Raw genomic sequence first — 24,762 nt, 5'->3', positions numbered from 1 at the left:
GATGAAACCCCCGCCCGCACACCGGCCCTGGAAGCGCGCAGCCGCCTGGCTCGTGTTCCTGGGACCGCTGTTCTATGCGACCTACGGCCTGGCCAACTGGTGGGCCACCACGCGCGCGCAGGTGCCCTCGATGGCCTTCGAGTGGGAGCGGCAGCTGCCGTTCTGGGCCTGGACGATCTTTCCGTACTGGACGATCAACGTCTTCTACGCGCTCTCGCTCTTCCTGGCGCGCAGCAGGCACACGCTCGACCGGCACGCGCTGCGGCTGGTGAGCGCAACGCTCATCGCCTGCACCTGCTTCGTCATCTGGCCGCTGCATTTCAGCTTCGGCCAGCCGGCGGTCGAGGGCGCACCGGCCTTCCTGTTCAACGCGCTGCGCGGCTTCGACCAGCCCTACAACCAGGCGCCGTCGCTGCACATCGCGCTGGCGGTGATCCTGTGGGACTGGTATCGGCAGTTCCTGCGCGCCGCATGGGCCAGGCTGGTGCTGCATGTGTGGGCGTTCGCGATCTGCGCCTCGGTGCTCACGACCTGGCAGCACCATTTCATCGACATCCCGACCGGCGCGCTGCTCGGGCTGTTCTGCGTGTGGCTTTGGCCGCTGGAGCGCACGGTTTCGATGCCGCGCGCCTGGCGCTGCACGCGCGATGCGCAGCGCTGGAAGCTCGCGGGTTTCTACGCCGTGGGTGCGGCACTGTTCCTCGCAGTGGCCATGCAGCTGGGCGGCGTTGCGCTGTGGCTCGCCTGGCCTTCGGCCTCGCTGGCGCTGGTGGCGCTCAACTACGTCGGCTTCGGTGCCCGCGGCTTCCAGATGGACGGCCAAGGCCGCATGGGCTGGGCGGCGCGTTGGCTGCTCGCGCCCTATCGGATCGGCGCAGCCGTCAACGCATGGCTCTGGACGCGCAAGCTGCCGGCCTTCGTCGAAGTGGTGCCGGGCCTGCTGCTCGGGCGGCGGCCCACGCGCGCCGAATGGATCGCCGCCGGCCGGCCTCGGCTGGTGAGCCTGTGCGCCGAACTGCAGATGCCGGCCGGCGTGCCGCATGCGCGCTGCGTGCCGATGCTCGACCTGACCGTGCCGCCGACCGTGCGCCTGCAGCGCGCGGCCGCGGTCATCGAAGGGCAGCGCCGCAATGCCGACGGCGCGGCCGTTTGGGTGTGCTGCGCGCTGGGCTTTTCGCGTAGCGCCGCCGTCGTGATCGCCTGGCTGGGCCGCTATGGCGCGATGGGCGGACTGGCGCAGGCCGAGGACGCCGTGCGGCTTGCGCGTCCGCAGGTCGTGCTGCGGCCGGCGTGGCGGATATCGCTCGCGCCATTGGGCACCGCCGCTTCGGGAGCACCACCCCATGACTGACGACGAACGCGCCACCTGCGCATCGCTCGCCGCGCTGCTGCGTGCCGCGGCGGTGCTGGCGGCATGGGGCTTTGCGCTCACATGCATCGCGGCGCTGGTGCTCGCGCTCACGCTGCGCTCGCTGTCAAGCACGGCCGCCATGGGGTTTGGCGCGGTACTGGTGCTGGGTGCGCTGGAGCGCTATTTCGCGTTCAGGCTGCGCTTGGACCAGGCGCTGTTCGCCGACCTGGCGCGCGGCGCCATCGCCTCGCTGGACGCGCTCGACACCGCGCTCGACCGGCTCGGCCTTCGCAACGCCGAAGCGTCGAAGGCGCTGCGTTCGCTCGAGGACCGCGTGCAGGGCACGCGCCAGCTCATGCAGCGGCATGCCATCGTGGTCGCCTGCCAGAGCGCGATGTTTCTTCTTGCCTTGATGACACAGGATTTCTCTTGACCGAAGAAGACCACAACAACAAAAAAGACCGCCGCCCCGAAAGCACGGTGCTGCGCCGCGCGCTGGCCGTGGTCGCGGGCAAGCTCATCATCGGCGCGGCCGGCCTCCTGACCGGCGTGCGCGCCATCTGGAGCGGCACCACGCCCAAGGCCGAGCAGACGCTCTACTTCGCCAACCACACGAGCCACGGCGACTTCGTGCTGCTGTGGGCCACGCTGCCGCCCGACCTGCGCGCGCTCACGCGGCCGGTGGCCGGGCAGGACTACTGGATGGCTTCCAGGCTGCGCCAGTTCATCGGCGCCGACGTGTTCAACGCGCTCATGATCCGGCGCGACGGCTCGGGCCAGGGCGAGAACCCGGTCGAGCAGATGAAGGAGGCGCTGGACGGCGGCGACTCGCTCATCATGTTCCCCGAGGGCACGCGCAACACCGGCGACGAGATCCTGCTGCCGCTCAAGAGCGGCCTCTATCACCTGGCGCGCGCCTGCCCCAATGTGCGGCTGGTGCCGGTGTGGATCGAGAACCTCAAGCGCGTGCTGCCCAAGGGCACGCTGGTGCCGATTCCGCTGGCCTGCACGGTGCGATACGGCACGCCGATCCGGCTCGAAGAAGGCGAAGACAAGAATGCCTTCATCGCCCGCGCGCGCGCCGCCATGCTCGACCTGCGGCCCGAGTACGACCGCCTGCCCGAACAAGAAAAAGCAGCAGCAGCAACAGCAACGCCATGAACATCTCCGCTTCCACCCAGACCACGCTGCAGTTGTTCGGCGGCGTGGCCGGCGTGCTGATCCTCGCCTCGGCCATCGGCGCGCTGCTCAAGTGGCGTGTGGCGGCGGGGCAGCCGAACTCGGTGATCGACAACCTCAATGCGCGCGTCAATGCCTGGTGGGTGATGGTCGCGGTGATCGGCCTGTCCTTCGCGTTCGGCAAGGGCGGCGTGATCGTGCTGTTCTACCTGATCTCGTTCTATGCGCTGCGCGAGTTCATCAGCCTGGCCTACACCCGGCGCGGCGACCATCATGCGATTGCGGCGGCTTTCTACATCGGGCTGCCGGTGCAGTATTTCTTGGTGTGGATCGACTGGTACGGGCTCTATTCGATCTTCATCCCGGTCTACGCCTTCCTCGTGCTGCCGATTCTCGCGGCCGTGGGCGGCGACACGCAGCGCTTTCTGGAGCGCACCTCCAAGATCCAGTGGGGCCTGATGGTCTGCGTGTTCTGCATCAGCCACGTGCCCGCGCTGCTCACGCTGCAGATCCCCGGTTTCGAAGGCCGTAACCTGCTGCTGATCGCGTTTCTCGTGATCGTGGTGCAGGGCAGCGACGTGCTGCAGTACGTGTGGGGCAAGCTCTTCGGCCGGCGCAAGGTGGCGCCCGAGCTCTCGCCTTCCAAGACCTGGGAAGGCCTGGTAGGCGGCGTGGCCAGCGCGACGGCATTGGGCGCGGCGCTCTACTGGGCCACGCCGTTCAACCCCTGGCAGGCCGCGCTGATGGCGCTCACCATCTGCCTCATGGGCTTCTTCGGCGGGCTCGTGATGTCGGCCATCAAGCGCGACCGCGGCGTGAAGGACTGGGGCTCGATGATCGAAGGCCACGGCGGCATGCTCGACCGGCTCGACTCGGTGATCTTCGCGGCGCCGATCTACTTCCACGCCTTGCGCTACTGGTGGGTGCCGTGAGCACGAGCCAGCGCGTTCCGCACGACACGCCCATCGAATGCACCAGCGCCGCCGCATGGGAGCGCTGGCTCAAGCGCCACCATGCCACCGCGGCCGGCGTGTGGATCCGCATGGCCAAGAAGGCCAGCGGCATCGCCTCCATCGACCACCCCGCGGCGCTCGAGGTGGCGCTGTGCTACGGCTGGATCGACGGCCAGCGCAAGGGCGACGGCGAGCAGTATTTCCTGCAGCGCTTCACGCCGCGCACGCCGCGCAGCACCTGGTCGAAGATCAACCGCGACAAGGCCCTGAAGCTGATCGACGAAGGCCGCATGCAGCCCGCAGGCCTGGCCGAGGTGGAGCGCGCCCGCGCCGACGGCCGCTGGGACGCGGCCTACGATGCCCAGAGCATCGCCAGCGTGCCGCCCGACCTGCAGGCCGCGCTCGACGCCAACCCCAAGGCCGCCGCCTTCTTCGCCACGCTCGATTCGCGCAACCGCTATGCGGTGCTGTTCCGCACGCAGGGCGCGAAGAAGCCCGAGACGCGGGCGAAGCGCATTGCGCAGTTCGTGGAAATGCTGGCCAAGGGCGAGAAGATCCATCCCTGAGCGGGTCCGGCGCCGCGCACGCGCCCGGTTATTTCGCCAATGCCTTCAACGCCAGCTTGATCCCCTCGCTCACCGTCGCGTCCTTGGGCAGCGCCTTGAGCGCCAGCGCGGCTTCCTTGTCGCTGTAGCCCAGCGCAACCAGCGCCTGCAGGATGTCGGCCTGCGCGTCGGTGGCGGCATGGGCGGGCAGGCCGATGTCGGCGCCCAGCTTGCCCTTGAGTTCGAGCAGCAGCCGCTCGGCGGTCTTCTTGCCGATGCCTGGGATCTTCACGAGCCGGCCGAGCTCCTGCGTGGTGATCGCCTGCGCCAGCTCGCCCACGCTCATGCCCGACAGCAGGCCGAGCGCGGTGCGCGGGCCCACGCCGCTGATCTTGATGAGTTGCCTAAAGGCCGCACGCTCCTCGGCGGTGCCGAAACCGTAGAGAATCTGCGCGTCCTCGCGCACCACGAAGTGCGTGAGCAGCGAAACGCGCTCCCCGGTGCCGGGCAGGTTGTAGAACGTGCTCATCGGCACATCGACCTCGTAACCGACGCCATTGCAGTCCACCACCACCTGCGGTGGGTTGCGCTCGGCCAATACGCCGGTGAGTTTGCCTATCATGGGTGCCCTTTTTCCTTGAAATGTCCGGCGTGATTCTGCGACACACCTTTGCTCCTCCCAACAACTCGCGCCTGGGCCACCTGTGCGGCCCGCTGGACGCGCACCTGCGCCGCATCGAAGAGGCCCTGGGCGTGAAGATCGCGCACCGCCACGAGCAGTTCAAGGTCGACGGCCCCAAGGCCGCCGCACAGCGCGCCATGGACGTGCTGCAGGCGCTCTACGAGATCGCGCAGCGCCCGATCGATCCGGCCGTGGTGCAGCTCACGCTCGCGGGCGACGGCTCGATGAGCGACGAGGACGCGGCCCTGCTCGTCACCCGCCGCGCCGACCTGCGCGCGCGCACGCCCACGCAGGCGCTGTACCTCGACAACATCGCCAAGCACGACATCACCTTCGGCATCGGCCCGGCCGGCACCGGCAAGACCTACCTCGCGGTGGCCTGCGCGGTCGATGCGCTGGAGCGCGCCGCGGTGCAGCGCATCGTGCTCACGCGGCCGGCGGTGGAAGCCGGCGAGCGGCTCGGCTTCCTGCCGGGCGACCTGACGCAGAAGGTCGACCCTTACCTGCGCCCGCTGTACGACGCGCTCTACGACCTGATGGGCTTCGAGAAGGTACAGAAGGCCTTCGAGCGCAATGCGCTCGAGATCGCGCCGCTGGCCTTCATGCGCGGGCGCACGCTGAACAACGCCTTCGTCATCCTCGACGAAGCGCAGAACACCACGGTCGAGCAGATGAAGATGTTCCTCACGCGCATCGGCTTCGGCGCCAAGGCGGTGGTGACGGGCGACGTGAGCCAGATCGACCTGCCCAAGCAGCAGCTGAGCGGGCTCATCGATGCCGAGCGCGTGCTCAGGCGCGTGAACGGCATCTCGATCACGCACTTCACCAGCGCCGACGTGGTGCGCCATCCGCTGGTGGCCAAGATCGTCGATGCCTACGACGGCCAGCGCAAGCGCAGCGGGGCGCATTGAGATGGCATTGCCCGCACTGTCCCTTTCGCTGCAGTTCGCGCGCTTCAAGGGCGTGGAACGGCACCGCGCCGCACTGCCGCGCCACAGCGTCACGCGCTGGATCCGCCATGCGCTCGAGATCGACGCGGAGATCACGGTGCGCATCGTCGATGCCGAGGAAGGCCAGCGCCTGAACCGCGAGTTCCGCGGCAAGGACTACGCCACCAACGTGCTGACCTTCGACTACACCCAGAGCCCGATGGTGATGGCCGACCTGGTGCTGTGCGCGCCGGTGGTCGCGAGCGAGGCGAAGGAGCAGCGCAAGACCCTGGCCGCGCATTACGCGCACCTGCTGGTTCACGGCACGCTGCACGCGCAGGGCTGGGACCACGAGACCGGCGAGGCCGACGCCGAGGCCATGGAAGCGCGCGAGATCGAGATCCTCGCGGGCCTCGGCATCCGCAATCCGTACGGCCGCTGAGGCCCGCGCGCGGCGGCGCTACGCCATCTGCAGCGGGATGGTGACCGGCCCGTCGTTGACCAGGTGCACCTGCATGTCGGCGCCGAATTCGCCGGTGGCCACCAACGGATGGGCGGCGCGGGCCCGGTGCACGAAATAGTCGTAGAGCCGCCGCCCCTCGTCGGGCGCGGCCGCCTGCGTGAAGCTGGGCCGGTTGCCGCCGCTCACGTCGGCCGCCAGCGTGAACTGGCTCACCACCAGCAGGCCGCCGCCGATGTCCTGCACGCTGCGGTTCATCTTGCCCGCCTCGTCCGAAAAGATGCGCAGCTTCAGGAGCTTGGCAAGCATGCGGTCGGCCATGGCATCGGCATCGCCGCGCTCGGCGCACAGCAGCACCAGCAGGCCGGCGCCGATCGCGCCGACGGTCTGCCCTGCGATGTCGACGCGCGCACTGGCCACGCGCTGGACGATGGCTTTCATGCGGCTTCTTCCTCGATGCGCGGCCCGCGCGCTTCCATGCCCAGCGGCAGCAGCTGGATGGTCACGCGCAGGCCCGGCACGGCGTCCATCAGCGCCTGCTCCAGCTCGTCGCGCATCGCGGCGGCATGCTGCAGCGTCCACTCGCCGGGCACATGCATGTGCAGGTCGGCAAAGCGGCGCTGGCCCGCGCGCCGCGTCACCATGTCGTCGAAGCGCATGCGCGTGCCTTCCGGCATGCGTGCGGCAAACTGGTCGAGCGTGGCGCGCAGCGTGGCAATGGTCTCTGCGTCGAGCGCCTCGTCCATCAGCCCCTGCGACGAGCGCCACACCAGCCTGACGCCTTCGCGCACGATGTTGAGCGCCACGCCAATGGCCAGCACCGGGTCGAGCCAGAGCCAGCCGCTGAAGTGCACGGCCACGATGCCGATCACCACCCCGGCCGAGGTCCACACGTCGGTCATCAGGTGCCGCGCATCGGCTTCGAGCGCAATCGAGCGGTGCGTCCGCGCGGCGCGGAACAGCGCAAAAGCCAGGGCCGCGTTGAAGCCCGAGCTGACCACCGAGAGCCCGAGCCCCCAGCCCAGCTGCTCGAGCGGCTGCGGCGCAAGCAGCCGCTGCACCGAGACCCAGAGGATGGCGGCTGCAGCGCCGACGATCAGGATGCCCTCGAAGCCCGAAGAGAAATATTCGGCCTTGTGGTGGCCGTAGGGATGGTCTTCATCGGCCGGCCGCGAGGCGATGGTCACCATGCCCAGTGCGAACATCGCGCTGGCAAGGTTGACGAAGGACTCCATCGCATCGGAGATCAGGCCCATCGAGTTGGTCACATAGCCCGCCAGGCCCTTGAGCAGGATGGTGACGAGCGCAACCGCCACGGAAACACGAAGCAGCGTCTTGGGCGTGAAAGTCATGCAGGAAAGGCGTTGGCGATAAAAGTCGGCAAGAATGCGGCAAAGGTCCGCATCCGCGATCGAATTATCGAGCGCGGCCTCCATCTGCCGACTCCATGTATTTAATATTTGTGGCACCGCGAGACATTCGCAGAAGAACGATGATGAAAAAAATCCTGATCGCCGTGGGAGGCTTCGCCTTCTGGGGCGCAGCGGCGTTGGCTCAGGCGCAGGCGCCTGCGCCTGCGCCTGCGCGTCCTGCAGGCTCCATGCCCACTGCAGAACCACAGGCAGGGTTCGTGAAATCGGTGCGGGGCAACGTGCAGCTGCTCAGTACCGCCGGCACGCCCCGCGCGGCCAATGCGGGCGATGCGCTGGCCGCCGTGGACCGCATCGTGACCGGCCCCGATTCTTCCGCCTCCGTGGTCCTGCGCGACGACACCACGCTGGTGGTCGGGCCTTCGTCGCGGCTGGACCTGAAGGAATTCCATTTCAACGCCACCACGCACGAAGGCGGCGTGCTGGTCTCGCTGCTGCGCGGCTCGATGCGCATGATCACCGGCCTGATCGGCAAGACCAACCCCGACGCGATACGGGTGGAGACGCAAACCGCCACCATCGGCATTCGCGGAACCGACTTCATCGTGCAGAGCGACGGCCAGCCATGAGGAAGATGACGACGGACCGGGCCTTTCTTCTTGCTGCCACGCTGGCCACTGCGCTGCTGGCCGCATGCTCGACGCCGGGCACCCGCGTGGTGCTGCTGCCCCAGGCGGACGACAAGCCTTCTGCCGTGATCGTGCGCGCAAAGGACGGCGAGGAAGTTCTTTCCAAGCCCTATCAGCGCGCAACCGCTGCGGTAGGCGCCTCCGGCGCACCGGTGGTCGACCAGGCCGACCCGGCCAAGGTGCAGGCGGACCACAAGGTCCTGTTCGACATGCGGCCGCCCGCACCGCAGCGCTACACGGTGTATTTCGAAGTGGGCGGCACCACGCTCACGCCTGCGTCGCAGCAGGTCATGAACGAAGCGCTGATGGCCGCGCAAAGCCGCAGCGGCAGCGACATCGTGGTGACCGGGCACACCGACACCAAGGGCGCGCTCGAGCAGAACGACATGCTCTCGCAGCGGCGCGCGCAGGAAGTGGTGCAGCTTTTCGTGGAACGGCAGTTCCCGGCCAAGCGCATCGAGGCCGTGGGCCGCGGCGAGCGCGAACTCGCGGTACCCACCGCCGACGAAGTGGACGAGCCGCGCAACCGGCGCGTCACGATCGAAGTCCGCTGACGGCCAGGCGCGCGGTGCGCCGGACGGCGGCCCCTCAGCCGAGGGTCACGCGCGCGAACTTGCGCTTGCCGACCTGCACCACGTAACGGCCCGCGGGCAGCTTGAGCGCCTTGTCGCTGACCACCACCGAGTCGACGCGCACGCCGCCGCCGTCGATCAGCCGGTTGCCTTCGGAGGCCGAAGGCGCGAGCCCGGCCTGCTTGAGCAGCTGCGCAATGCCCAGCGGGGCCCCGCCCAGCGACAGTTCGGGAATGTCGTCGGGCACGCCGCCCTTGCTGCGGTTGATGAAATCCTGTTCCGCGGTCTCGGCCGCGGCCGCGCTGTGGAAGCGCGCGGTGATTTCCTTGGCCAGCGCCACCTTCGCATCCTTGGGATTGCGGCCGGCCGCGATCTCGGCCTTGAGCGCCTCGATCTGCGCGAGCGACTGGAAGCTCAGCAGCGTGTACCAGCGCCACATCAGCTCGTCGGAGATCGACAGCACCTTGGCGAACATGGTGTTGGCGTCTTCGCTGATGCCGATGTAGTTGTTCTTGCTCTTGGACATCTTCTCGACGCCATCGAGCCCTTCCAGCAACGGCATAGTGAGTATGCACTGCGGTTCTTGACCGTATTCCTGCTGGAGATGCCGGCCGACGAGCAGGTTGAACTTCTGGTCGGTGCCGCCCAGCTCGAGGTCGCTCTTCAGGGCCACCGAGTCGTAGCCCTGCATCAGCGGGTAGAGGAATTCGTGCACCGAGATCGACTGGCCGGCCTTGAAGCGCTTGTTGAAGTCGTCGCGCTCCATCATCCGCGCCACCGTGTACTTGGCGGCCAGCTGGATCATGCCGCGGGCGCCCAGCGGGTCGCTCCACTCGGAGTTGTAGCGAACTTCCGCATGGTCGACGTTCAGCACGAGGCGCAACTGGTCGAAATAGGTGGTCGCGTTGGCCTCGATCTGCTCCCGCGTCAGCGGCGGCCGCGTGCTGTTTCGCCCGGAAGGGTCGCCGATGGTGGTCGTGAAGTCCCCAATCAGGGGAATCACCGTGTGGCCCAGGTCCTGCAGCTGGCGCAGCTTGTTGAAGACCACGGTGTGCCCAAGATGGATGTCGGGGGCCGTCGGATCCAGGCCGAATTTGATGCGCAGCGGCGTCCCGCTGGCTTCCGAGCGCTGCAGCTTGCGCACCCATTCATCCTGCGGCAGCAGTTCGTCGGTGCCCCTGAGCGATATTTCGAGCGCTCGTCTTACACCATCCGAGAGGCTTGTGGATGTAACAGATTCGGCATTCATAGGCTTTTTTAGCTGATTTTCAGGTTGCCGAAGCTATACTCAGCCCGACTTTTCTAGCGCCGAATTCTAAGCGGCGCTTTTTCCGCACCGCCCTGCCGCCCCGTCCGACCTGGGCTTTGCAGCGCGGATTTGCAGAACCTGAGCTGGAATTCATAGTTTGATCAACGGCATTCTCGCCGCCGAGGAGCTTTTGGCTTCTCGCGTGGCCTATACATTCCGGACCTATCCCAAGCAGATCACCGCGCTCATCGCGGCTGCCTTGCTGAGCGCCGGAACCCTGGCGGTGGCCTCCCTGGGCCCCGACGCCGCCGACCTCCCGGTGCAGCAGGTCCTCGAAGCGACCGCTCCGCTGTCCTTCGCCGAACAGAGCGAATCGCTGGAAAACTTCAGCTTCACGCTGTTTCGCACCGACATCACGCGCTCCAGCGACACGGCCGAGGCCCTGCTGAAGCGCCTGGGCATCTCCGACCCGGCCGCCACCGCCTTCGTGCGCGGCAGCAGCGAAGCCCGCAATGCCCTGTTCGCCCGCGCCGGGCGCACCGTCACAGCCGAAGCCACGCAGGAAAACCAGCTCAAGAAGCTGAGCGCCCGCTGGATTCCCGATGGCGACGGCGGCTTCAAGCGCTTCGTCATCGAGCGCACGCCGGTCGGCTTCGTGGCGCTCACCGAGCGCGACACGCTGACGCCGGGCACGCGCCTGGCCAGCGGCGTCATCCGCACCTCGCTGTTCGCCGCCACCGACGACTCCCGCGTGCCCGACGCGGTGGCCAGCCAGCTGGCCGACATCTTCGCGGGCGACGTCGACGTGCGCGCGCTGCGCAAGGGCGACCGCTTCGCCGTGGTCTACGAAACCTTCGAGGCCGACGGCCAGGCGCTGCGCAGCGGCCGCGTGCTCTCGGCCGAGTTCGAGAGCGGCGGCAAGGTGCACCAGGCCGTGTGGTTCCAGCCCCAGGGCCAAAAGGGCAGCTATTACCGCCCGAACGGCGATAGCCTGCGCAAGGCCTACCTGAGCTCGCCGGTCGAGTTCTCGCGCGTGTCGAGCGGCTTCGCAATGCGCATGCACCCGATCCTCAACAGCTGGCGCCAGCACAACGGCATCGACTTCGCAGCCCCCACGGGTACCGCGGTGCGCAGCGTCGGCGACGGCACGGTCGATTTCGCCGGCACGCAAAGCGGCTACGGCAACATCGTCATCATCAAGCACCGCAACAACCAGCAGACGGCCTACGCCCACCTGAGCCGCATCAACGTCAAGGCCGGCGAGAGCATCACCCAGGGCCAGACGATCGGTGCCGTGGGCTCCACCGGCTGGGCCACCGGCCCGCACCTGCACTTCGAGTTCCGCGTGAACGGCGAATACCAGGATCCGACCTCCATCGCCCAGGAGGGCGGCGCGCCCATCACGGCTTCCCTGCGCCCGGCCTTCGAGCGCATTGCGGTCGGCGCGCGCACCGAGCTGGCGGCCGCCTTCTCGGTCATCCAGGCCAGCGCGGACTGAGCCCCGGCGCGCGGCTCGCCTTCCCATCGACGTGGCCGGCGAACTGTTCATCGGCCTGATGTCTGGCACCTCGCTCGACGGGGTCGACGGCGTGCTGGCCGATTTTCCGGATGGCCGCATCGCCGTGCGGGCCTATGCCACGGCGCCTTTTCCCGCCGCCTTGCGCGCCGAGCTGATGGCGCTCAACACCCCCGGCGACAACGAACTCCATCGCGCCGCGCTGGCCGGCAACGGCCTGGCCCGGATCTATGCCGGCGTCGCCAGCCAGCTGCTGGCGGACAGCGGCACTCCCGCCAGCCAGGTGGCGGCCCTCGGCGCGCACGGACAGACGGTGCGCCACCGGCCCACCGAGTTCGACGGCGTCGGCTACACCCTGCAGATCAACAACCCCTCGCTGCTGGCCGAGCTGACCGGCATCGACGTGGTGGCGGACTTCCGCAGCCGCGACCTGGCCGCCGGCGGACAGGGCGCGCCGCTGGTGCCGGCCTTCCACCGCGCACTGTTCGCGCGCGCGGGCCAACCCGTGGCGGTGCTGAACATCGGCGGCATTTCCAACCTGAGCCTGCTGCCCGCGGCCGATGCGCCGGGGGAGCCGGCGGTGCTCGGCTTCGACTGCGGACCCGGCAATGCCCTGATGGACCACTGGAGCCAGCTCCATACCGGCCAACCCTTCGACCGCGGCGGCCAATGGGCCGCCAGCGGGCAGGTGCTGCCCGGCCTGCTCGCGCGGCTGCAGGCCGATCCGTATTTTGCGAAGGCGCCTCCCAAGAGCACAGGGCGCGACCTGTTCAATCCCGCATGGCTTTCCGCCTGCCTGGCCCCGGCCATCGGCGCGGCGCCCGCCGACGTGCAGGCCACCCTGACCGAATTCACCGCCAGCGTATGTGCAGCCGACGTCCTCCGCTATGGAAGCGATAGCAAGCTGCTGATCGTCTGCGGCGGCGGAGCGCTGAACGGCCATCTGATCGAGCGCCTGCGCGCGCACTTGCCCGGCGTGGAAGTGGCCGCCTCCACGGCCCACGGCCTGCCTCCGCTGCAGGTCGAGGCCGCGGCCTTTGCCTGGCTGGCCCGCAGCACCCTGCGGCGCGAAGCCGGCAACCTGGCCAGCGTGACAGGCGCAAGAGGCGGGCGCGTGCTCGGGGCGATCTATCCGGCCTGACCGGGCGAAGTTGCCCTCACCCCTGGCCTGAAACTTCGGGCTGGGCGGGATGGGCGGCGCGCACTTCTGCTGGCAAATGCCAGAAGATCAGCGCAGAAGCGATCGTGACGAGCCCCATGGTGGCAAAAGTGGCCTGGAAGGCATCGAGCGTCTGCTTTGCCGTCTCGAGGCCAAAAACACCGTTGTAGCCGGCCAGCACTGCGCTCGCAGCCGCCACGCCAAGGCTCATTGCAAGCATCTGGACCATCGAGAGCAGGCTGTTGCCGCTGCTGGCCATGCTGCCGTCCAGGTCCTTCAGCGTGATGGTGTTCATGGCCGTGAACTGAAGCGAGTTGACGGCGCCGAAGGCCAGCAACTGCAGGATGTGCAGCGCAGCCGGCTGGTCCGGCCCGGTCAGGCCGAAGCTGCCCATCGCCAGGCCCACCAGCGCGGTGTTGGCCACCAGCACCTTGCGGTAGCCGTGGCGCGTGATCAGCGGGGTCGCGAAACGCTTCATGGCCATGCCGGCCAGTGCGATCGGCAGCATCATGAGCCCCGCCCGAAGCGGCGAATAGCCCAGCGACACCTGCAGCAGCAGGGGCACCATGAACGGCATGCAGCTGCTGCCGAGCCGCGAGAACAGGTTGCCGAGCAAGCCGATGCTGAGCGTGGGCACGCCGAACAGCGAGGGCGAGAACAGCGGCTCGGGCCGGCGCGCGGCATGCAGCCAATAGGCCACCACGCTCGCAAAGCCGAACACCAGCAACAGCAGCACGCTGACCTGGCGCAGCCCCGCGCCCGAGACACCGTCGAGCGCCAGCGAGATCGCGACCATGCCGAAGGCCAGCATCGCGTAGCCCGCGCCGTCGAAGCGCCGCTGGATGGCCCCACGCAGGTCGGGCATGAAGCGCAGCGTTGCCAGGCAGCCCGCCAACCCCACAGGCACATTGATCAGGAAGATCCAGTGCCAGGAGGCGTACTGCACCAGCCAACCGCCCAGCGTGGGCCCGAGCAGCGGCCCGATCAGCCCCGGAATGGCAACGAAGCTCATCGCCTGCAGGAACTCCCCGCGCGGCACGGTGCGCAGCAGCGTCAGCCGCCCTACCGGCAGCAGCAAGGCGCCGCCCAGGCCCTGCACCACCCGCGCAGCCACCAGCTGCCCCACGCCCACCGACAAGGCGCACAGGACCGAGCCGACGACGAACAGCACGATGGCCGAGAAGAACACGCGCCGCGTGCCGAACCGGTCGGCGATCCAGCCCGAGGCCGGAATCAGCATTGCCATGGTCAGCGCGTAGGCCACCACCACCGACTGCATGCGCAGCGGGCTTTCGCCAAGGCTCGCGGCCATGGCGGGCAGCGCGGTGTTGATGATGGTGGCGTCGAGCGTCTGCATGAAGAAGCCGATCGCCACGAGCCAGAGCAGGCTCTTGCGGGCAGGATCGATGGCCGTGGCGGCGGATGTCATGGGGCAGCGAGGGGGAAGGAAAAGCGGCAGGCAGCAAAAAGCCGCCCGAAGGCGGCTTTTTTCAAGGAACGAAGGCTGGCGGGGGCAGCATCAGCCCGGCATCAAGCCGAGAAGCTCGATCCGCAGCCGCAGGTGCTGGTGGCGTTCGGGTTCTTGATCACGAACTGGGCGCCCTGCAGGTCTTCCTTGTAGTCGATCTCGGCGCCGACCAGGTACTGGTAGCTCATGGCATCGATCAGCAGCGACACGCCGTTCTTGGTCATGGTGGTGTCGTCTTCGTTGGTGATTTCATCGAAGGTGAAACCATACTGGAAGCCCGAGCACCCGCCGCCCTGCACGAACACGCGCAGCTTGAGGTCGGGATTGCCCTCTTCGGCGATCAGGTCGGCCACCTTGGCAGCCGCGCTGTCGGTGAAGACGATCGGTTCGGGCATCTGGGTCTGGATGTTTTCGGCAACAGCGCTCATGGGGGATAACTCCTTGGGGGCCGTACATGCGGCCAATGAACCAATGCTACTGCAATGCCGCATTCCTGGCTGGCGGATGGCAGCGAGCACCCAACGCAAGTGGGGTCGAACGCACATCCGCCAAGGCCGCGGCAATGAAAAAGCCGCCCGGAGGCGGCTTTTGTTCGCAATGAACAGGATCAGCGCTTGCTGAACTGCTTGCGGCGGCGTGCAGAGTGCAGACCGACCTTCTTGCGCTCGACTTCACGTGCATCGCGCGTGACGTAGCCGGCCTGGCTCAGCACCGGCTTGAGGCTTGCGTCGTAGTCGATCAGCGCACGGGTGATGCCGTGGCGCGTTGCGCCAGCCTGGCCCGATTCGCCACCGCCATTGACGTTGACCATGACATCGAATGCTTCGAGGTTGTTGGTCAGCACCAGGGGCTGCTTGGCAATCATGATCGAGGTTTCGCGGCCGAAGAACTCTTGGATGTCCTTGCCGTTGACCGTGATCTTGCCGGTGCCCTTTTTCAGAAACACACGGGCGACGCTCGATTTGCGACGGCCGGTGCCATTGTTCCATTCACCAATCATTCTCAAGGCTCCTTACAGTTCCAGCACTTTGGGCTGTTGGGCGGTATGCGGGTGCTCTGCACCACCGTACACCTTGAGTTTCTTGATCATCGCGTAGCCGAGCGGGCCCTTGGGCAGCATGCCCTTGACGGCCTTTTCCAGGGCGCGGCCCGGGTGCTTGGCTTGCATGTCGCGGAAGTTCGTGGCCGTGATACCGCCCGGGTAGCCCGAGTGACGGTAGTAGACCTTGTCGATCGGCTTGGCGCCGGTGACGCGCAGCTGGGCTGCGTTGATGATGACGATGAAGTCACCGGTATCGACGTGAGGCGTGTAAATGGCCTTGTGTTTGCCGCGCAAACGGAGAGCAACTTCGCTGGCTACTCGTCCGAGGACCTTGTCGGTCGCGTCAATCACAAACCACTCGTGCGTCACGTCAGCGGGCTTGGCGCTGAACGTTTTGGTCATGAGTTTTCTCTATAAAGAGGGTTTGGCGAGCCCTTTTCCACGGTCGGCGTTCCTCTGACGGGAATCTCTTAGGTGGGGATAATCTCCGCCGCGGGGCTACAAAAACGCTGCGAAGCCCGCGATTATACGAAGAATCGGCCAATCGGGGCAAATTTGGGCCCAGCGGCCGTCCAAGCCGTTACCATCGACCCCATGTTCAGTTACCGCCACGCCTTCCACGCCGGCAACCACGCCGACGTGCTCAAGCACACGGTGCTGATTGCCACGCTCGACCACCTGCTCGAAAAAGAGGCAGCTCTGACCGTGGTCGACACCCACGCCGGCGCCGGCCTGTACCGCCTGGACGGCGACTACGCCGGCACCAGCGGCGAGGCCGCCGAAGGCGTGCTGCGCCTGCTGGCGGACAAGAAAGCACCTGCCGCCCCGGCCCCTGCCGCCAAATCCGCCGCCAAGAAGGCCGCCCCCGAAGCCGAGGCGCCCCTGGCCGATGCGATTTCGCGCTACCTGAGCGTGATCCACGACTTCAACCCCAAGGGCGGCGCCCGCATCTATCCGGGTTCGCCTTTCATCGTGCAGCACCTGCTGCGCGACCACGACAAGCTCAAGCTGTTCGAGCTGCACCCCACCGATGCCCGCACGCTGGACGCCAACATCGCCCAGCTCGAGGCGGGCCGGCAGATCGCGGTGCTGCGCGAGGACGGCTTCGGCAGCGCCACCAAGTTCCTGCCGCCGCCCTCGCGCCGCGCGCTGGTGCTGATGGACCCGAGCTACGAGATCAAGAGCGACTACGGCCGCGTGCTCGACTTCGCGGCCGAGGCGCTCAAGCGCTTTGCCACCGGCACCTACGCCATCTGGTATCCGATCATCCCGCGCCCCGAGGCGCACGACCTGCCGCGCCGGCTCAAGACCCTGGCCACCAAGGCAGGCAAGCCCTGGCTGCACGCCACGCTCACGGTCAAGTCGAGCAAGCTGACCACCACGCCCACGGGTGAAACCCAGCGTCCGGGCCTGCCGGCCAGCGGCATGTTCCTGATCAATCCGCCCTACACGCTGAAGCCGCTGCTTGCGGCCGCGCTGCCCCAGCTGGCGGAGCGGCTGGCGCAGGACCGGAACGCCACCTTCTCGCTCGACGCGGGCGGCTAGTCCCGGCGGTCTTTCGCTGCTTCAGCGGCGGCGGCGCTGTGGCACTTTCACCTGGCGGCGCGCGGGTGCGGGCGCAGCAGCCGCCGGCGCCTGGGCCTGCGCCACGTCTTCCTCCACCTCGGAGCCGCCGCAGCGCATGCCCTCGCGGTCGATGATCGTCAGCGCCACCTGCTTGATGCCGAGCCCGATCAGCCCGATGCGCTCGGCCGCGCCGCGGCTCAGGTCGATGATGCGGCCCTGCGCATAGGGCCCCCGGTCGGTGATGCGCACCAGCACCTCGCTGCCGTTGACGAGGCTGCGCACGCAAACGCGGGTATTGAACGGCAAGGTCTTGTGGGCCGCCGTCATGGCCATCATGTCGAAGCGCTCGCCGCTCGCGGTCTTGCGCTGGTGGAACTGGATGCCGTACCACGAGGCCCCGCCGCGCTCGAAGATCTCGCGCGGGCCGCTGTCCCCGGGCACGCCGTCGTCGGCCTCGCCAATTCCCGATACCGCGAGGTCGTAGCGCACCGAAGGCACGCTCGAGCGGGCCGGGGCGCCCGGCGGCACCGCCAGCTTGCGCGGCAGGGGCAGCAGCTTGGCGTCCTCCTTGTCGGCCGGCCCACCCTCGGTGGCCGGCGGCATGGCGCAGCCGGCCAGCACGCAGGTGGCCGCGACGAGCGCAATGCGAAGCGAAGTGAGCAGCCGATGGCCTGCTCCAGGACGCCACCCCTTCAACCGAGGCGCTCCAGTACAGCCAGCGTGGCCGCCGACTGGTTCATCGTGTAGAAGTGCAGCGCCGGTGCGCCGCCGCCCTGCAGGCGCGCGCACAGGTCGGTCACCACGTCGAGGCCGAAGGCCTTGATGGAGGCCGTGTCGTCGCCGAAGCCCTGCAGCCGCAGGCGGATCCAGCGCGGGATCTCGGCGCCGCAGGCATCGGAGAAGCGCATGAGCTGCGTCGAGCTGGTGATCGGCATGATGCCCGGCACGATTGGCAGGTCGAGCCCGAGCTTGCGGCTGTCGTCGACAAAGCGGAAGTACGCCTCGGGACTGAAGAAATACTGCGTGATCGCCGAGTCGGCGCCGGCCTTCACCTTGGCGGCGAAGGCCTGCAGGTCGGCCTCGGGCGAGCGTGCCTGCGGATGCACCTCGGGGTAGCAGGCCACCTCGATGTGGAAGTCGCGCCCGGTCTCCTCGCGGATGAAGGCCACGAGGTCGCTCGCGTACTGGAACTCGCCGCCGATGCCGTAGCCGCTCGGCAGGTCGCCGCGCAGGGCGACCAGGCGCTTCACGCCCATCGCCTTGAGCTCGGCCAACTGCTCGCGCACCGTGGCGCGCGTGGCGCCGATGCACGAGAAGTGGCTGGCGGCATCGACACCCTCGGACAGGATCTCCTGCACCGCGCCGAAAGTGCCCTGGTGCGTGGAGCCGCCCGCGCCGTAGGTCACCGAGCAGAACTCGGGCTTGCGCGCATACAGCTGCTGGCGCACCGCGCGCAGCTTGACCGCGCCTTCGGGCGTCTTGGTCGGAAAGAACTCGAAACTCAATGGAAGGCGCACCTGCGTCTCCTAGGAACCGTTCGCAGTGTCCGCGCGAACGGCGTGAATGAAAAACTCGCGGTTGCCGTCGCCGCCCGCAATCGGGCTGTCGAACCACCGCAGCACGCGCAGCCCGAGCGCCTCGCAGGCGTCGCGCAGGCGCTTCTCGACCACCGCGTACATCGACGCGTCGCGCACGATGCCGCCCTTGCCGACCTGTCCCGGCTGCAGCTCGAACTGCGGCTTGACGAGCATCAGCAGCTGGCCGTCGCCGGCCAGGAACGGCACCACGGCCGGCAGCACCAGCGTGAGCGAGATGAACGACAGGTCGCCGACGATCAGGTCGAAGCGCAGGTCGGAAGGCGCTTCGCCTTCTTCTTCCTGCAGGTCGTCCGGCGACAACGCACGCGCATTGACGCCTTCGATGGCCACCACGCGCTCGTCCTCGCGCAGCTTCGGATGCAGCTGCCCGTGGCCGACGTCGACGCCCACCACCTTGGCCGCGCCGGCTTGCAGCAGGCAGTCGGTGAAGCCGCCGGTCGACTGGCCCACGTCGAGGCACAGCTTGCCGGCGGCGCTGACGCCGCTCGCCGCCAGCGCGCCTTCGAGCTTGAGCCCGCCGCGCGACACATAGCGCGCCTCGGCGGCGTCGTCGAGCTCGACCTCGGCGGACTCGGGCACCTCGTCGCGGTTCTTCACCACCGAGCGCCACGCGTCCGCGCTGCCCGCATCGCGCCAGCGCATGCCGCCGGCAATCAGCCGCACGGCCTGCGAACGCGACGCGGCCAGGCCACGCTCCACCAGCAATTGGTCGGCGCGCATCAGTACCGGTACGTGTCCGGCTTGTAGGGGCCGTTCTTGCTCACGCCGATGTAGGCGGCCTGCTCGTCCGTCAGCTCGGTCAGCATCGCGCCGACCTTCTTCAGGTGCAGGCGCGCGACCTTTTCGTCGAGGTGCTTGGGCAGCACGTAGACCTTGCCGGCCTGGTAGGCGTCGGGCTTGGTGAAGAGCTCGATCTGGGCGATGGTCTGGTTGGCGAACGACGACGACATCACGAAGCTCGGATGGCCCGTGCCGCAGCCCAGGTTCACGAGGCGGCCCTTGGCCAGGAGGATGATCTTCTTGCCGTCGGGGAAGGTGATGTGGTCGACCTGCGGCTTGATCTCTTCCCACTCGTACTTCTCGATCGATGCAACATCGATCTCGTTGTCGAAGTGGCCGATGTTGCAGACGATCGCCTGGTCCTTCATCTTGACCATGGTGTCGTGCGTGATGACGTCCTTGTTGCCGGTGGTGGTCACGAAGATGTCGGCCTTGTCGGCGGCGTACTCCATGGTGACGACCTTGTAGCCTTCCATTGCGGCCTGCAGCGCGTTGATGGGGTCGATTTCGGTGACCCACACCTGGGCGCTCAGCGCGCGCAGCGCCTGGGCCGAGCCCTTGCCCACGTCGCCGTAGCCGGCCACGCAGGCCACCTTGCCGGCGATCATCACGTCGGTCGCGCGCTTGATGCCGTCCACCAGCGATTCGCGGCAGCCGTAGAGGTTGTCGAACTTGCTCTTGGTGACCGAGTCGTTCACGTTGATGGCGCGGAACAGCAGCGTGCCCTTGGCGCTCATCTCGTTCAGGCGGTGCACGCCGGTGGTCGTTTCCTCGGTCACGCCGATGATCTCGGCCGACTTGCGGGTGTACCAGGTCGGATCGACCGCCAGCTTGGCCTTGATGGCGGCGTAGAGGATGCGTTCTTCCTCGCTGGTGGGCTTGGCGAGCACGCCCAGGTCCTTCTCGGCGCGCTGGCCCAGGTGCATCAGCAGCGTGGCGTCGCCGCCGTCGTCCAGGATCATGTTGGGGCCTTCGCCCTGCGAACCCTTGGGGCCGAAGTCGAAGATGGCGTGGGTGTAGTCCCAGTAGTCCTTCAGCGACTCGCCCTTGATCGCGAACACCGGCGTGCCGGCGGCGGCAATCGCGGCGGCGGCATGGTCCTGCGTCGAGAAGATGTTGCACGAGGCCCAGCGCACGGTGGCGCCGAGCGCCTGCAGCGTCTCGATCAGCACGGCCGTCTGGATCGTCATGTGCAGCGAGCCCGTGATGCGCGCGCCCTTGAGCGGCTGCGCCTTCGAGAATTCCTCGCGGATGGCCATCAGGCCGGGCATTTCGGTTTCCGCGATCTTGATTTCCTTGCGGCCCCAGGCGGCCAGGGAAAGGTCGGCAATCGCCTGGTCGGCGGTGGAAACGGGGGTGGGCTTGAGAACAGCGCTCATGAGAACTCCAACAAAGCTAGTTTGAAAGGTGCCACTGCGTTCGGGGAAAAGACTCACCGCGAGAACAGCGGGTGAGCGTGGTTGCGATGTGGTCCGAGCCTCACGCCTGGCGGCGCTGCAACGCTCCTCGGAACCGCGGATTGTAGACGGGGCGCCAAGGCGAGCCAACCGCCGGGGCATCCCACATGCCGGAAAGCGCAATTCGCATCCGGGGCGTACATTGACTTGACCCCAACCCCGGAAGTTCCACCCATGCGCTTGTCCAGACTCTCCACTGCCCCTGCCCTGCTGGCCTCGGCCGCCTTCCTTCTTCTTGCCGCCGGCGCGCCGGTCCCGGCCTCTGCGCAGGCCGCCTCCGATCCGGTGCGCATCCGCGGCACCATCGTGCGCGTCGACGCCAAGGCCCTCGTGGTCCAGGACCGCGGCGGCGAGGTCGTCAGCCTGGCGCGGCCGGCCGACATGGCCGTGTCGGAGGTCTACCCGATCAAGCTGTCCGACATCAGGCAGGGCAGCTTCATCGGCACCGCCGCCATGCCGCAGGCCGACGGCACGCAGAAGGCGCTCGAGGTGGTGGTGTTCCCCGAGGCCGCGCGCGGCACAGGCGAAGGCCACCGCCCCTGGGACCTGCTGCCGCAGAGCACCATGACCAACGCCACCGTGGCCGACCTGGCCGCGGCGCCGAAAACCGTGCGCGGCGGGCAGCAGCTGCGGCTGACCTACAAGGGCGGCGAAAAAACCGTCATCGTGCCGCCCGACGTGCCGGTCGTGACCTTCCGCCCCGGTACCGAGGCGCTGCTGGTGCCCGGCGCCAAGGTGCTGGTCAATGCGCAGGAAAGGAACGGCGTGCCCACGGCGCTGCGCGTCACTGCCGGGCGCAACGGCTTCGCGCCGCCGATGTAGCCCAAGGGAAATCCCGCAGGCAAATCCTGCCGCCGCGGCGCCGCGGGCGGGCTGCCGCGGCGTATCGTGGCGAGGGACTGTCGGCCGTCCGGCCGGTCCTTGCCACTCACCCGTTCGTTCCTCACCCGACACAGGAGATACCGCACCATGGCCACTGCCAAGAAAGCCGCCGCGAAGACCACCGCCAGCAGCAGCACCCGAGCGGCTCCCGACGCCGCCGACATGCTCGACCCCCTGAAGAATCTCAAGGCCATGACCGACCGCCTGCAGGATCTCAACCTGACCGGCGGCGCGAGCAAGCTGCTCGAGAGCGGGCAAAAGGACCTCCAGGCGCTGATGCAGGCGAACCAGAAGTCCTACCAGGGCCTGCAGACCGTGGTGCAGCGGCAGACCGAGATGATCAAGAGCGCCATCGCCGAATGGCAGACGGCCGCCAAGGAAATGCCCGGCAAGGACGCCAAGGCCAACCTCGCCAAGCTCGACGAACTCGGCCGCCAGTCGTTCCAGCGCGCCATCGACGACATCAAGGAGCTGGCCAACCTGGCCGCCAAGTCGCAGGCCGATGCGTTCGAGCTGGTGCGCCAGCGGATCCAGGCCAATGTGGATGAAGTGACGAAGCTGCTGCAGCGCAAGTAAGGCGTTTTCGGCGGGTCGGGCAGGCGGCTCGGGGCTGCCTTCTAAAATCGGGCCATCCCCCCGCAGATTGCCCCATCTTGTCTTTTCTCTCCGAAACCCGCCGCCGTCGCACCTTCGCGATCATTTCCCACCCCGACGCCGGCAAGACCACGCTGACCGAGAAGCTGCTGCTGTTCTCGGGCGCGATCCAGATCGCCGGTTCGGTGAAGGCGCGCAAGGCCTCGCGTCACGCCACCTCCGACTGGATGGAAATCGAGAAGCAGCGCGGCATTTCGGTGGCTTCGTCGGTCATGCAGATGCTGTACCGCGACCACGTGATCAACCTGCTCGACACGCCCGGCCACAAGGACTTCTCGGAAGACACCTACCGCGTGCTCACGGCGGTCGACTCGGCCCTGATGGTGATCGACGCGGCCAACGGCGTGGAAGCGCAGACGCGCCGGCTGATCGAGGTCTGCCGCCAACGCGACACGCCCATCATCACCTTCGTCAACAAGATGGACCGCGAAGTGCGCGAGCCGCTCGACATCCTCGACGAAGTGGAGCGCGAGCTCGGCATGCCCTGCGTGCCAATGACCTGGCCGGTCGGCCAGGGCAAGAGCTTCCGCGGGATCATGAACCTGCGCACGCAGACGATGACGGTGTTCGAGTCGGGCAGCGAGCGGCTGCCGCACGACTTCGAGACCATCGCTCTCACGGAGCGCGACACGCTCACCAAGCGCTTCGGCGCCGATTTCGAATCCGCCATGGACAGCATGGAACTGGCCACCGGCGCCTCGCCCACCTGGGACCGCGAGGCCTTCCTGGCCGGCAAGCAGACGCCGGTGTTCTTCGGCTCGGGCGTGAACAACTTCGGCGTGATGGAGGTGCTCGATGCGCTGGTCGACCTCGCGCCCTCCCCGCAGTCGCGCACCAGCACCACGATGGTCAACCGCCAGCCGGTGGTGAAGGAGATCCAGCCCGAGGACCGGGACTTCGCGGGCGTGGTGTTCAAGGTGCAGGCCAACATGGACGCCAATCACCGCGACCGCATCGCCTTCGTGCGCATGGCGTCGGGCAAGTACACGCCGGGCATGAAGCTCAAGGTGCAGCGCACGTCGAAGGAACTGCGGCCGACCAGCGTCGTGACCTTCATGAGCCAGCGCCGCGAGGCGGTCGAGGAGGCCTACGCCGGCGACATCGTGGGCTTCACCACGCACGGCGGCGTGCAGCTGGGCGACACCATCACCGACGGCGCGAGCCTGCAGTTCACCGGCCTGCCCTTCTTTGCGCCCGAGCTGTTCATGACGGTGATCCTGAAGAACCCGCTGCGCACCAAGCAGCTGCAGCAGGGCCTGGCCCAGCTCGGAGAGGAAGGCGCCATTCAAGTGTTCCGCCCCGAGATCGGCGGGCCGATGCTGCTGGGCGCCGTCGGGCAGCTGCAGTTCGAGGTGGTGCAGCACCGCCTGAAGGCCGAGTACGACGCCGACGTGCGGCTCGAAGGCTGCCAGTACACCGGCGCACGCTGGATCACCGCCGATTCGCCGGCCGAGCTGCGCGAGTTCGTCAACGCGTACCCGCAGCGCATGGCCAAGGACGCGGCCGATACGCTGGCCTTCCTGTGCACTTCGCCCTACGACGTGCGGCTGGCGCAGGAGCGCTTTCCGAAGATCCATTTCCATCCGCTGCGGGAGCACGCGGGGCTGGCGCTGCAGAACGCGGGCTGACGCGGGCTCAGCTGCCCGTCGAGGCGTAGTGGCGCAGCCCGATGCGCCATGCGCCGAAAGCCGCCGCGAGGAACGCAAAGCCCGCGAGCGGCGACACCATGCCCACCCAGGCGGGCGCGCCCAGCGGATCCGGCTTGCCGAGGATCACGAGCGCCGGGTAGTACGCCACGCAGGCCAGCGGCACGATGAAGGTCAGCACGCGCCGGAACCACTGCGCATAGAGCGCCAGCGGGTACTGCGCCGCCTGCACGCCACCGTAGGTGAGCACGTTGGCGATCTCCAGGCTCTCGACGGTCCAGAACGACAGCGTGCCCTGCAGCACCAGGATGCCGAGGAACAGCGCGATGCCGCCGGCCATGGCGAACAGCGCGACGGCCACGGCGCCGGGCGTCCATGCGATGTCGGCCTGCACGGTTGCGAAGACCAGCACGAGCAGGCCCTGCAGCAGACGGCCCAGGCGGCTGATGCGCACGTCGTGGCCCATGAGCTGCAACGCCAGCGGGCGGGGGCGCAGCAACAACCGGTCGAAAGTGCCGGTGCGCAGGAACTCGGTGCCGAGCACGTCGAAGCCGCGCCCCAGCGCGTCGGCAATCGCGAACATGCAGTTGACCAGACCGTAGAACAGCGCCACTTCGCCGATGGCCCAGCCCTGCACTTCGCCGAAGCGATGGAACAGCGCCCAGACGGCAACCACCTCGATGCCTGTGCCGAGGAACTGGCCCAGGGTCAGCAGCAGGGCCGAGACGGGGTATCTCGCCTGGCCGCTGATCGAGGCGGCCATGAGGCGGAAAAAAAGAGGGAGCGAACCCATTTCAGTGGCTTCCGCTGGTTGTGTTTTTTGCGCTGCTGTTCTTGTTCAGGGCGCGTGCACAGGCCACCGGGTACTCCCCTCCGCGAATGTCCCCCGCCCTTCGGGCTCCTCCTTGATTTCGCTGCGGGGAGCACCCGATGCCCTGTGCACTGGGGCACGCTCGGTGTGCATCGCTGATCAACGACTGCTCCGCATAACGCTCCCGTCGATGGGGTGCCTTGC

The 24,762-nt window shown here is 67.8% G+C and carries 28 protein-coding genes and 1 riboswitch; of the genes, 15 read left to right on the top strand and 13 right to left on the bottom strand.

Going from position 1 to position 24,762, the window contains the following annotated elements; translation table 11 throughout:
• Position 1: 1 nt before the first annotated feature.
• The 5 genes from VPA02S_RS30345 to VPA02S_RS30325 are packed head-to-tail and all read left to right on the top strand — an operon-like array spanning position 2 to position 4,049.
• Entirely contained in the window at positions 2-1,351 is a 1,350-nt protein-coding gene (locus tag VPA02S_RS30345; protein ID WP_062367201.1) for a phosphatase PAP2/dual specificity phosphatase family protein, read from the top strand.
• Positions 1,344-1,784, top strand: a complete 441-nt coding sequence (locus VPA02S_RS30340; protein WP_062367199.1) for a hypothetical protein — start codon at positions 1,344-1,346, stop codon at positions 1,782-1,784. Before VPA02S_RS30345 ends, VPA02S_RS30340 begins: the two co-directional genes overlap by 8 nt.
• Before the next feature lie 47 nt (positions 1,785-1,831).
• Positions 1,832-2,512 (top strand): lysophospholipid acyltransferase family protein, encoded by a 681-nt coding sequence (locus VPA02S_RS30335; RefSeq protein WP_080642545.1) that lies wholly within the window; start codon positions 1,832-1,834, stop codon positions 2,510-2,512.
• The gene (locus VPA02S_RS30330) at positions 2,509-3,462 is read left to right on the top strand and encodes a phosphatidate cytidylyltransferase (RefSeq protein WP_062367197.1); all 954 of its coding nucleotides are present in this window, start codon (positions 2,509-2,511) and stop codon (positions 3,460-3,462) included. The genes VPA02S_RS30335 and VPA02S_RS30330 overlap by 4 nt, the downstream gene beginning before the upstream one ends.
• Positions 3,459-4,049: a YdeI/OmpD-associated family protein gene (locus tag VPA02S_RS30325; RefSeq protein WP_062367270.1), complete on the top strand. Its 591-nt coding sequence runs from the start codon at positions 3,459-3,461 to the stop codon at positions 4,047-4,049. Before VPA02S_RS30330 ends, VPA02S_RS30325 begins: the two co-directional genes overlap by 4 nt.
• A 28-nt stretch (positions 4,050-4,077) precedes the next feature.
• Here the strand turns inward: VPA02S_RS30325 and ruvA are convergent, their stop codons facing one another.
• Entirely contained in the window at positions 4,078-4,650 is a 573-nt protein-coding gene (gene ruvA / locus VPA02S_RS30320; protein ID WP_062367195.1) for a Holliday junction branch migration protein RuvA, read from the bottom strand.
• Between the two features lie 20 nt (positions 4,651-4,670).
• Between ruvA and VPA02S_RS30315 the strand changes: the two genes are divergently transcribed.
• Together VPA02S_RS30315 and ybeY are read left to right on the top strand one after the other, a co-directional pair.
• Entirely contained in the window at positions 4,671-5,621 is a 951-nt protein-coding gene (locus tag VPA02S_RS30315; protein WP_174545109.1) for a PhoH family protein, read from the top strand.
• Position 5,622: 1 nt separating this feature from the next.
• The gene (ybeY, locus tag VPA02S_RS30310) at positions 5,623-6,081 is read left to right on the top strand and encodes an rRNA maturation RNase YbeY (protein WP_015867429.1); all 459 of its coding nucleotides are present in this window, start codon (positions 5,623-5,625) and stop codon (positions 6,079-6,081) included.
• Between the two features lie 18 nt (positions 6,082-6,099).
• On the opposite strand, the gene dtd is transcribed toward ybeY, so the two are convergent.
• Together dtd and VPA02S_RS30300 are read right to left on the bottom strand one after the other, a co-directional pair.
• Positions 6,100-6,540 carry a D-aminoacyl-tRNA deacylase gene (dtd, locus tag VPA02S_RS30305; protein ID WP_015867430.1) on the bottom strand — a complete coding sequence of 147 codons (441 nt, stop codon included), beginning with the start codon at positions 6,538-6,540 and terminating at the stop codon, positions 6,100-6,102.
• Entirely contained in the window at positions 6,537-7,451 is a 915-nt protein-coding gene (locus VPA02S_RS30300) for a cation diffusion facilitator family transporter (RefSeq protein WP_174545108.1), read from the bottom strand. Before VPA02S_RS30300 ends, dtd begins: the two co-directional genes overlap by 4 nt.
• Before the next feature lie 140 nt (positions 7,452-7,591).
• On the opposite strand from VPA02S_RS30300, the gene VPA02S_RS30295 reads away from it, so the two are divergent.
• Positions 7,592-8,098, top strand: a complete 507-nt coding sequence (locus VPA02S_RS30295; RefSeq protein ID WP_062367191.1) for a FecR family protein — start codon at positions 7,592-7,594, stop codon at positions 8,096-8,098.
• Complete coding sequence (locus VPA02S_RS30290; protein WP_062367189.1) at positions 8,095-8,712, top strand: OmpA family protein; 618 nt, start codon at positions 8,095-8,097, stop codon at positions 8,710-8,712. The genes VPA02S_RS30295 and VPA02S_RS30290 overlap by 4 nt, the downstream gene beginning before the upstream one ends.
• 34 nt (positions 8,713-8,746) lie before the next feature.
• On the opposite strand, the gene tyrS is transcribed toward VPA02S_RS30290, so the two are convergent.
• On the bottom strand, positions 8,747-9,979 hold the full coding sequence (tyrS, locus tag VPA02S_RS30285) for a tyrosine--tRNA ligase (RefSeq protein WP_062367188.1): 1,233 nt from the start codon (positions 9,977-9,979) through the stop codon (positions 8,747-8,749).
• Between the two features lie 157 nt (positions 9,980-10,136).
• Between tyrS and VPA02S_RS30280 the strand changes: the two genes are divergently transcribed.
• Both VPA02S_RS30280 and VPA02S_RS30275 read left to right on the top strand, forming a co-directional pair.
• Positions 10,137-11,477, top strand: a complete 1,341-nt coding sequence (locus tag VPA02S_RS30280; RefSeq protein ID WP_015867435.1) for a M23 family metallopeptidase — start codon at positions 10,137-10,139, stop codon at positions 11,475-11,477.
• 31 nt (positions 11,478-11,508) lie between these two features.
• The gene (locus VPA02S_RS30275; RefSeq protein WP_062367186.1) at positions 11,509-12,636 is read left to right on the top strand and encodes an anhydro-N-acetylmuramic acid kinase; all 1,128 of its coding nucleotides are present in this window, start codon (positions 11,509-11,511) and stop codon (positions 12,634-12,636) included.
• 16 nt (positions 12,637-12,652) lie between these two features.
• On the opposite strand, the gene mdtD is transcribed toward VPA02S_RS30275, so the two are convergent.
• From mdtD to rplM, 4 genes are all read right to left on the bottom strand, one after another.
• A complete protein-coding gene (gene mdtD, locus VPA02S_RS30270) occupies positions 12,653-14,083 on the bottom strand; it encodes a multidrug transporter subunit MdtD (RefSeq protein ID WP_062367184.1) in 1,431 nt (476 codons plus the stop codon).
• 101 nt (positions 14,084-14,184) lie between these two features.
• Positions 14,185-14,550 carry an iron-sulfur cluster insertion protein ErpA gene (erpA, locus tag VPA02S_RS30265; protein ID WP_007827949.1) on the bottom strand — a complete coding sequence of 122 codons (366 nt, stop codon included), beginning with the start codon at positions 14,548-14,550 and terminating at the stop codon, positions 14,185-14,187.
• A 179-nt stretch (positions 14,551-14,729) separates the two neighbouring features.
• Positions 14,730-15,122 (bottom strand): 30S ribosomal protein S9, encoded by a 393-nt coding sequence (gene rpsI, locus VPA02S_RS30260; protein WP_015867438.1) that lies wholly within the window; start codon positions 15,120-15,122, stop codon positions 14,730-14,732.
• A gap of 12 nt (positions 15,123-15,134) precedes the next feature.
• Positions 15,135-15,566, bottom strand: coding sequence for a 50S ribosomal protein L13 (rplM, locus tag VPA02S_RS30255; protein ID WP_015867439.1), 432 nt, complete (start codon positions 15,564-15,566; stop codon positions 15,135-15,137).
• A 192-nt stretch (positions 15,567-15,758) separates the two neighbouring features.
• Here rplM and VPA02S_RS30250 point away from each other — a divergent pair, with 192 nt between their 5' ends.
• Positions 15,759-16,709, top strand: a complete 951-nt coding sequence (locus tag VPA02S_RS30250; protein WP_062367183.1) for a 23S rRNA (adenine(2030)-N(6))-methyltransferase RlmJ — start codon at positions 15,759-15,761, stop codon at positions 16,707-16,709.
• A 21-nt stretch (positions 16,710-16,730) separates the two neighbouring features.
• Here the strand turns inward: VPA02S_RS30250 and VPA02S_RS30245 are convergent, their stop codons facing one another.
• From VPA02S_RS30245 to ahcY, 4 genes are all read right to left on the bottom strand, one after another.
• The gene (locus VPA02S_RS30245) at positions 16,731-17,333 is read right to left on the bottom strand and encodes a septal ring lytic transglycosylase RlpA family protein (protein ID WP_062367267.1); all 603 of its coding nucleotides are present in this window, start codon (positions 17,331-17,333) and stop codon (positions 16,731-16,733) included.
• Positions 17,334-17,422: 89 nt separating this feature from the next.
• Complete coding sequence (gene metF, locus VPA02S_RS30240; RefSeq protein WP_018906181.1) at positions 17,423-18,247, bottom strand: methylenetetrahydrofolate reductase [NAD(P)H]; 825 nt, start codon at positions 18,245-18,247, stop codon at positions 17,423-17,425.
• A 9-nt stretch (positions 18,248-18,256) separates the two neighbouring features.
• Positions 18,257-19,048: a TlyA family RNA methyltransferase gene (locus VPA02S_RS30235; RefSeq protein WP_015867443.1), complete on the bottom strand. Its 792-nt coding sequence runs from the start codon at positions 19,046-19,048 to the stop codon at positions 18,257-18,259.
• On the bottom strand, positions 19,048-20,487 hold the full coding sequence (gene ahcY, locus VPA02S_RS30230; protein WP_062367181.1) for an adenosylhomocysteinase: 1,440 nt from the start codon (positions 20,485-20,487) through the stop codon (positions 19,048-19,050). The genes VPA02S_RS30235 and ahcY overlap by 1 nt, the downstream gene beginning before the upstream one ends.
• Before the next feature lie 66 nt (positions 20,488-20,553).
• Positions 20,554-20,622: riboswitch (S-adenosyl-L-homocysteine riboswitch) on the bottom strand.
• A 117-nt stretch (positions 20,623-20,739) separates the two neighbouring features.
• On the opposite strand from ahcY, the gene VPA02S_RS30225 reads away from it, so the two are divergent.
• From VPA02S_RS30225 to VPA02S_RS30215, 3 genes are all read left to right on the top strand, one after another.
• Entirely contained in the window at positions 20,740-21,387 is a 648-nt protein-coding gene (locus tag VPA02S_RS30225; protein WP_015867445.1) for a hypothetical protein, read from the top strand.
• 147 nt (positions 21,388-21,534) lie between these two features.
• Positions 21,535-22,023, top strand: a complete 489-nt coding sequence (gene phaP / locus VPA02S_RS30220; protein WP_062367178.1) for a TIGR01841 family phasin — start codon at positions 21,535-21,537, stop codon at positions 22,021-22,023.
• Between the two features lie 77 nt (positions 22,024-22,100).
• Positions 22,101-23,729: a peptide chain release factor 3 gene (locus VPA02S_RS30215; protein WP_018906178.1), complete on the top strand. Its 1,629-nt coding sequence runs from the start codon at positions 22,101-22,103 to the stop codon at positions 23,727-23,729.
• Between the two features lie 7 nt (positions 23,730-23,736).
• On the opposite strand, the gene VPA02S_RS30210 is transcribed toward VPA02S_RS30215, so the two are convergent.
• Entirely contained in the window at positions 23,737-24,540 is an 804-nt protein-coding gene (locus tag VPA02S_RS30210; protein WP_062367176.1) for an ABC transporter permease, read from the bottom strand.
• Positions 24,541-24,762: the final 222 nt, after the last annotated feature.

Source organism: Variovorax paradoxus NBRC 15149 (assembly GCF_001591365.1).
In the GTDB taxonomy this organism is placed as follows: domain Bacteria; phylum Pseudomonadota; class Gammaproteobacteria; order Burkholderiales; family Burkholderiaceae_C; genus Variovorax; species Variovorax paradoxus.
Note: the sequence above shows the minus strand (reverse complement) of the source record. Positions and strands in the feature narration are given on the sequence as shown.

Coding starts and splice junctions, on each gene's coding strand:
- VPA02S_RS30345 (WP_062367201.1), top strand. CDS start 2: ATGAAACCCCCGCCCGCACACCGGCCCTGGAAGCGCGCAGCCGCCTGG.
- VPA02S_RS30340 (WP_062367199.1), top strand. CDS start 1,344: ATGACTGACGACGAACGCGCCACCTGCGCATCGCTCGCCGCGCTGCTG.
- VPA02S_RS30330 (WP_062367197.1), top strand. CDS start 2,509: ATGAACATCTCCGCTTCCACCCAGACCACGCTGCAGTTGTTCGGCGGC.
- ruvA (WP_062367195.1), bottom strand. CDS start 4,650: ATGATAGGCAAACTCACCGGCGTATTGGCCGAGCGCAACCCACCGCAG.
- VPA02S_RS30315 (WP_174545109.1), top strand. CDS start 4,671: ATGTCCGGCGTGATTCTGCGACACACCTTTGCTCCTCCCAACAACTCG.
- ybeY (WP_015867429.1), top strand. CDS start 5,623: ATGGCATTGCCCGCACTGTCCCTTTCGCTGCAGTTCGCGCGCTTCAAG.
- dtd (WP_015867430.1), bottom strand. CDS start 6,540: ATGAAAGCCATCGTCCAGCGCGTGGCCAGTGCGCGCGTCGACATCGCA.
- VPA02S_RS30300 (WP_174545108.1), bottom strand. CDS start 7,451: ATGACTTTCACGCCCAAGACGCTGCTTCGTGTTTCCGTGGCGGTTGCG.
- VPA02S_RS30295 (WP_062367191.1), top strand. CDS start 7,592: ATGATGAAAAAAATCCTGATCGCCGTGGGAGGCTTCGCCTTCTGGGGC.
- VPA02S_RS30290 (WP_062367189.1), top strand. CDS start 8,095: ATGAGGAAGATGACGACGGACCGGGCCTTTCTTCTTGCTGCCACGCTG.
- tyrS (WP_062367188.1), bottom strand. CDS start 9,979: ATGAATGCCGAATCTGTTACATCCACAAGCCTCTCGGATGGTGTAAGA.
- mdtD (WP_062367184.1), bottom strand. CDS start 14,083: ATGACATCCGCCGCCACGGCCATCGATCCTGCCCGCAAGAGCCTGCTC.
- erpA (WP_007827949.1), bottom strand. CDS start 14,550: ATGAGCGCTGTTGCCGAAAACATCCAGACCCAGATGCCCGAACCGATC.
- rpsI (WP_015867438.1), bottom strand. CDS start 15,122: ATGATTGGTGAATGGAACAATGGCACCGGCCGTCGCAAATCGAGCGTC.
- rplM (WP_015867439.1), bottom strand. CDS start 15,566: ATGACCAAAACGTTCAGCGCCAAGCCCGCTGACGTGACGCACGAGTGG.
- VPA02S_RS30250 (WP_062367183.1), top strand. CDS start 15,759: ATGTTCAGTTACCGCCACGCCTTCCACGCCGGCAACCACGCCGACGTG.
- VPA02S_RS30245 (WP_062367267.1), bottom strand. CDS start 17,333: ATGCCGCCGGCCACCGAGGGTGGGCCGGCCGACAAGGAGGACGCCAAG.
- VPA02S_RS30235 (WP_015867443.1), bottom strand. CDS start 19,048: ATGCGCGCCGACCAATTGCTGGTGGAGCGTGGCCTGGCCGCGTCGCGT.
- ahcY (WP_062367181.1), bottom strand. CDS start 20,487: ATGAGCGCTGTTCTCAAGCCCACCCCCGTTTCCACCGCCGACCAGGCG.
- VPA02S_RS30225 (WP_015867445.1), top strand. CDS start 20,740: ATGCGCTTGTCCAGACTCTCCACTGCCCCTGCCCTGCTGGCCTCGGCC.
- phaP (WP_062367178.1), top strand. CDS start 21,535: ATGGCCACTGCCAAGAAAGCCGCCGCGAAGACCACCGCCAGCAGCAGC.
- VPA02S_RS30210 (WP_062367176.1), bottom strand. CDS start 24,540: ATGGGTTCGCTCCCTCTTTTTTTCCGCCTCATGGCCGCCTCGATCAGC.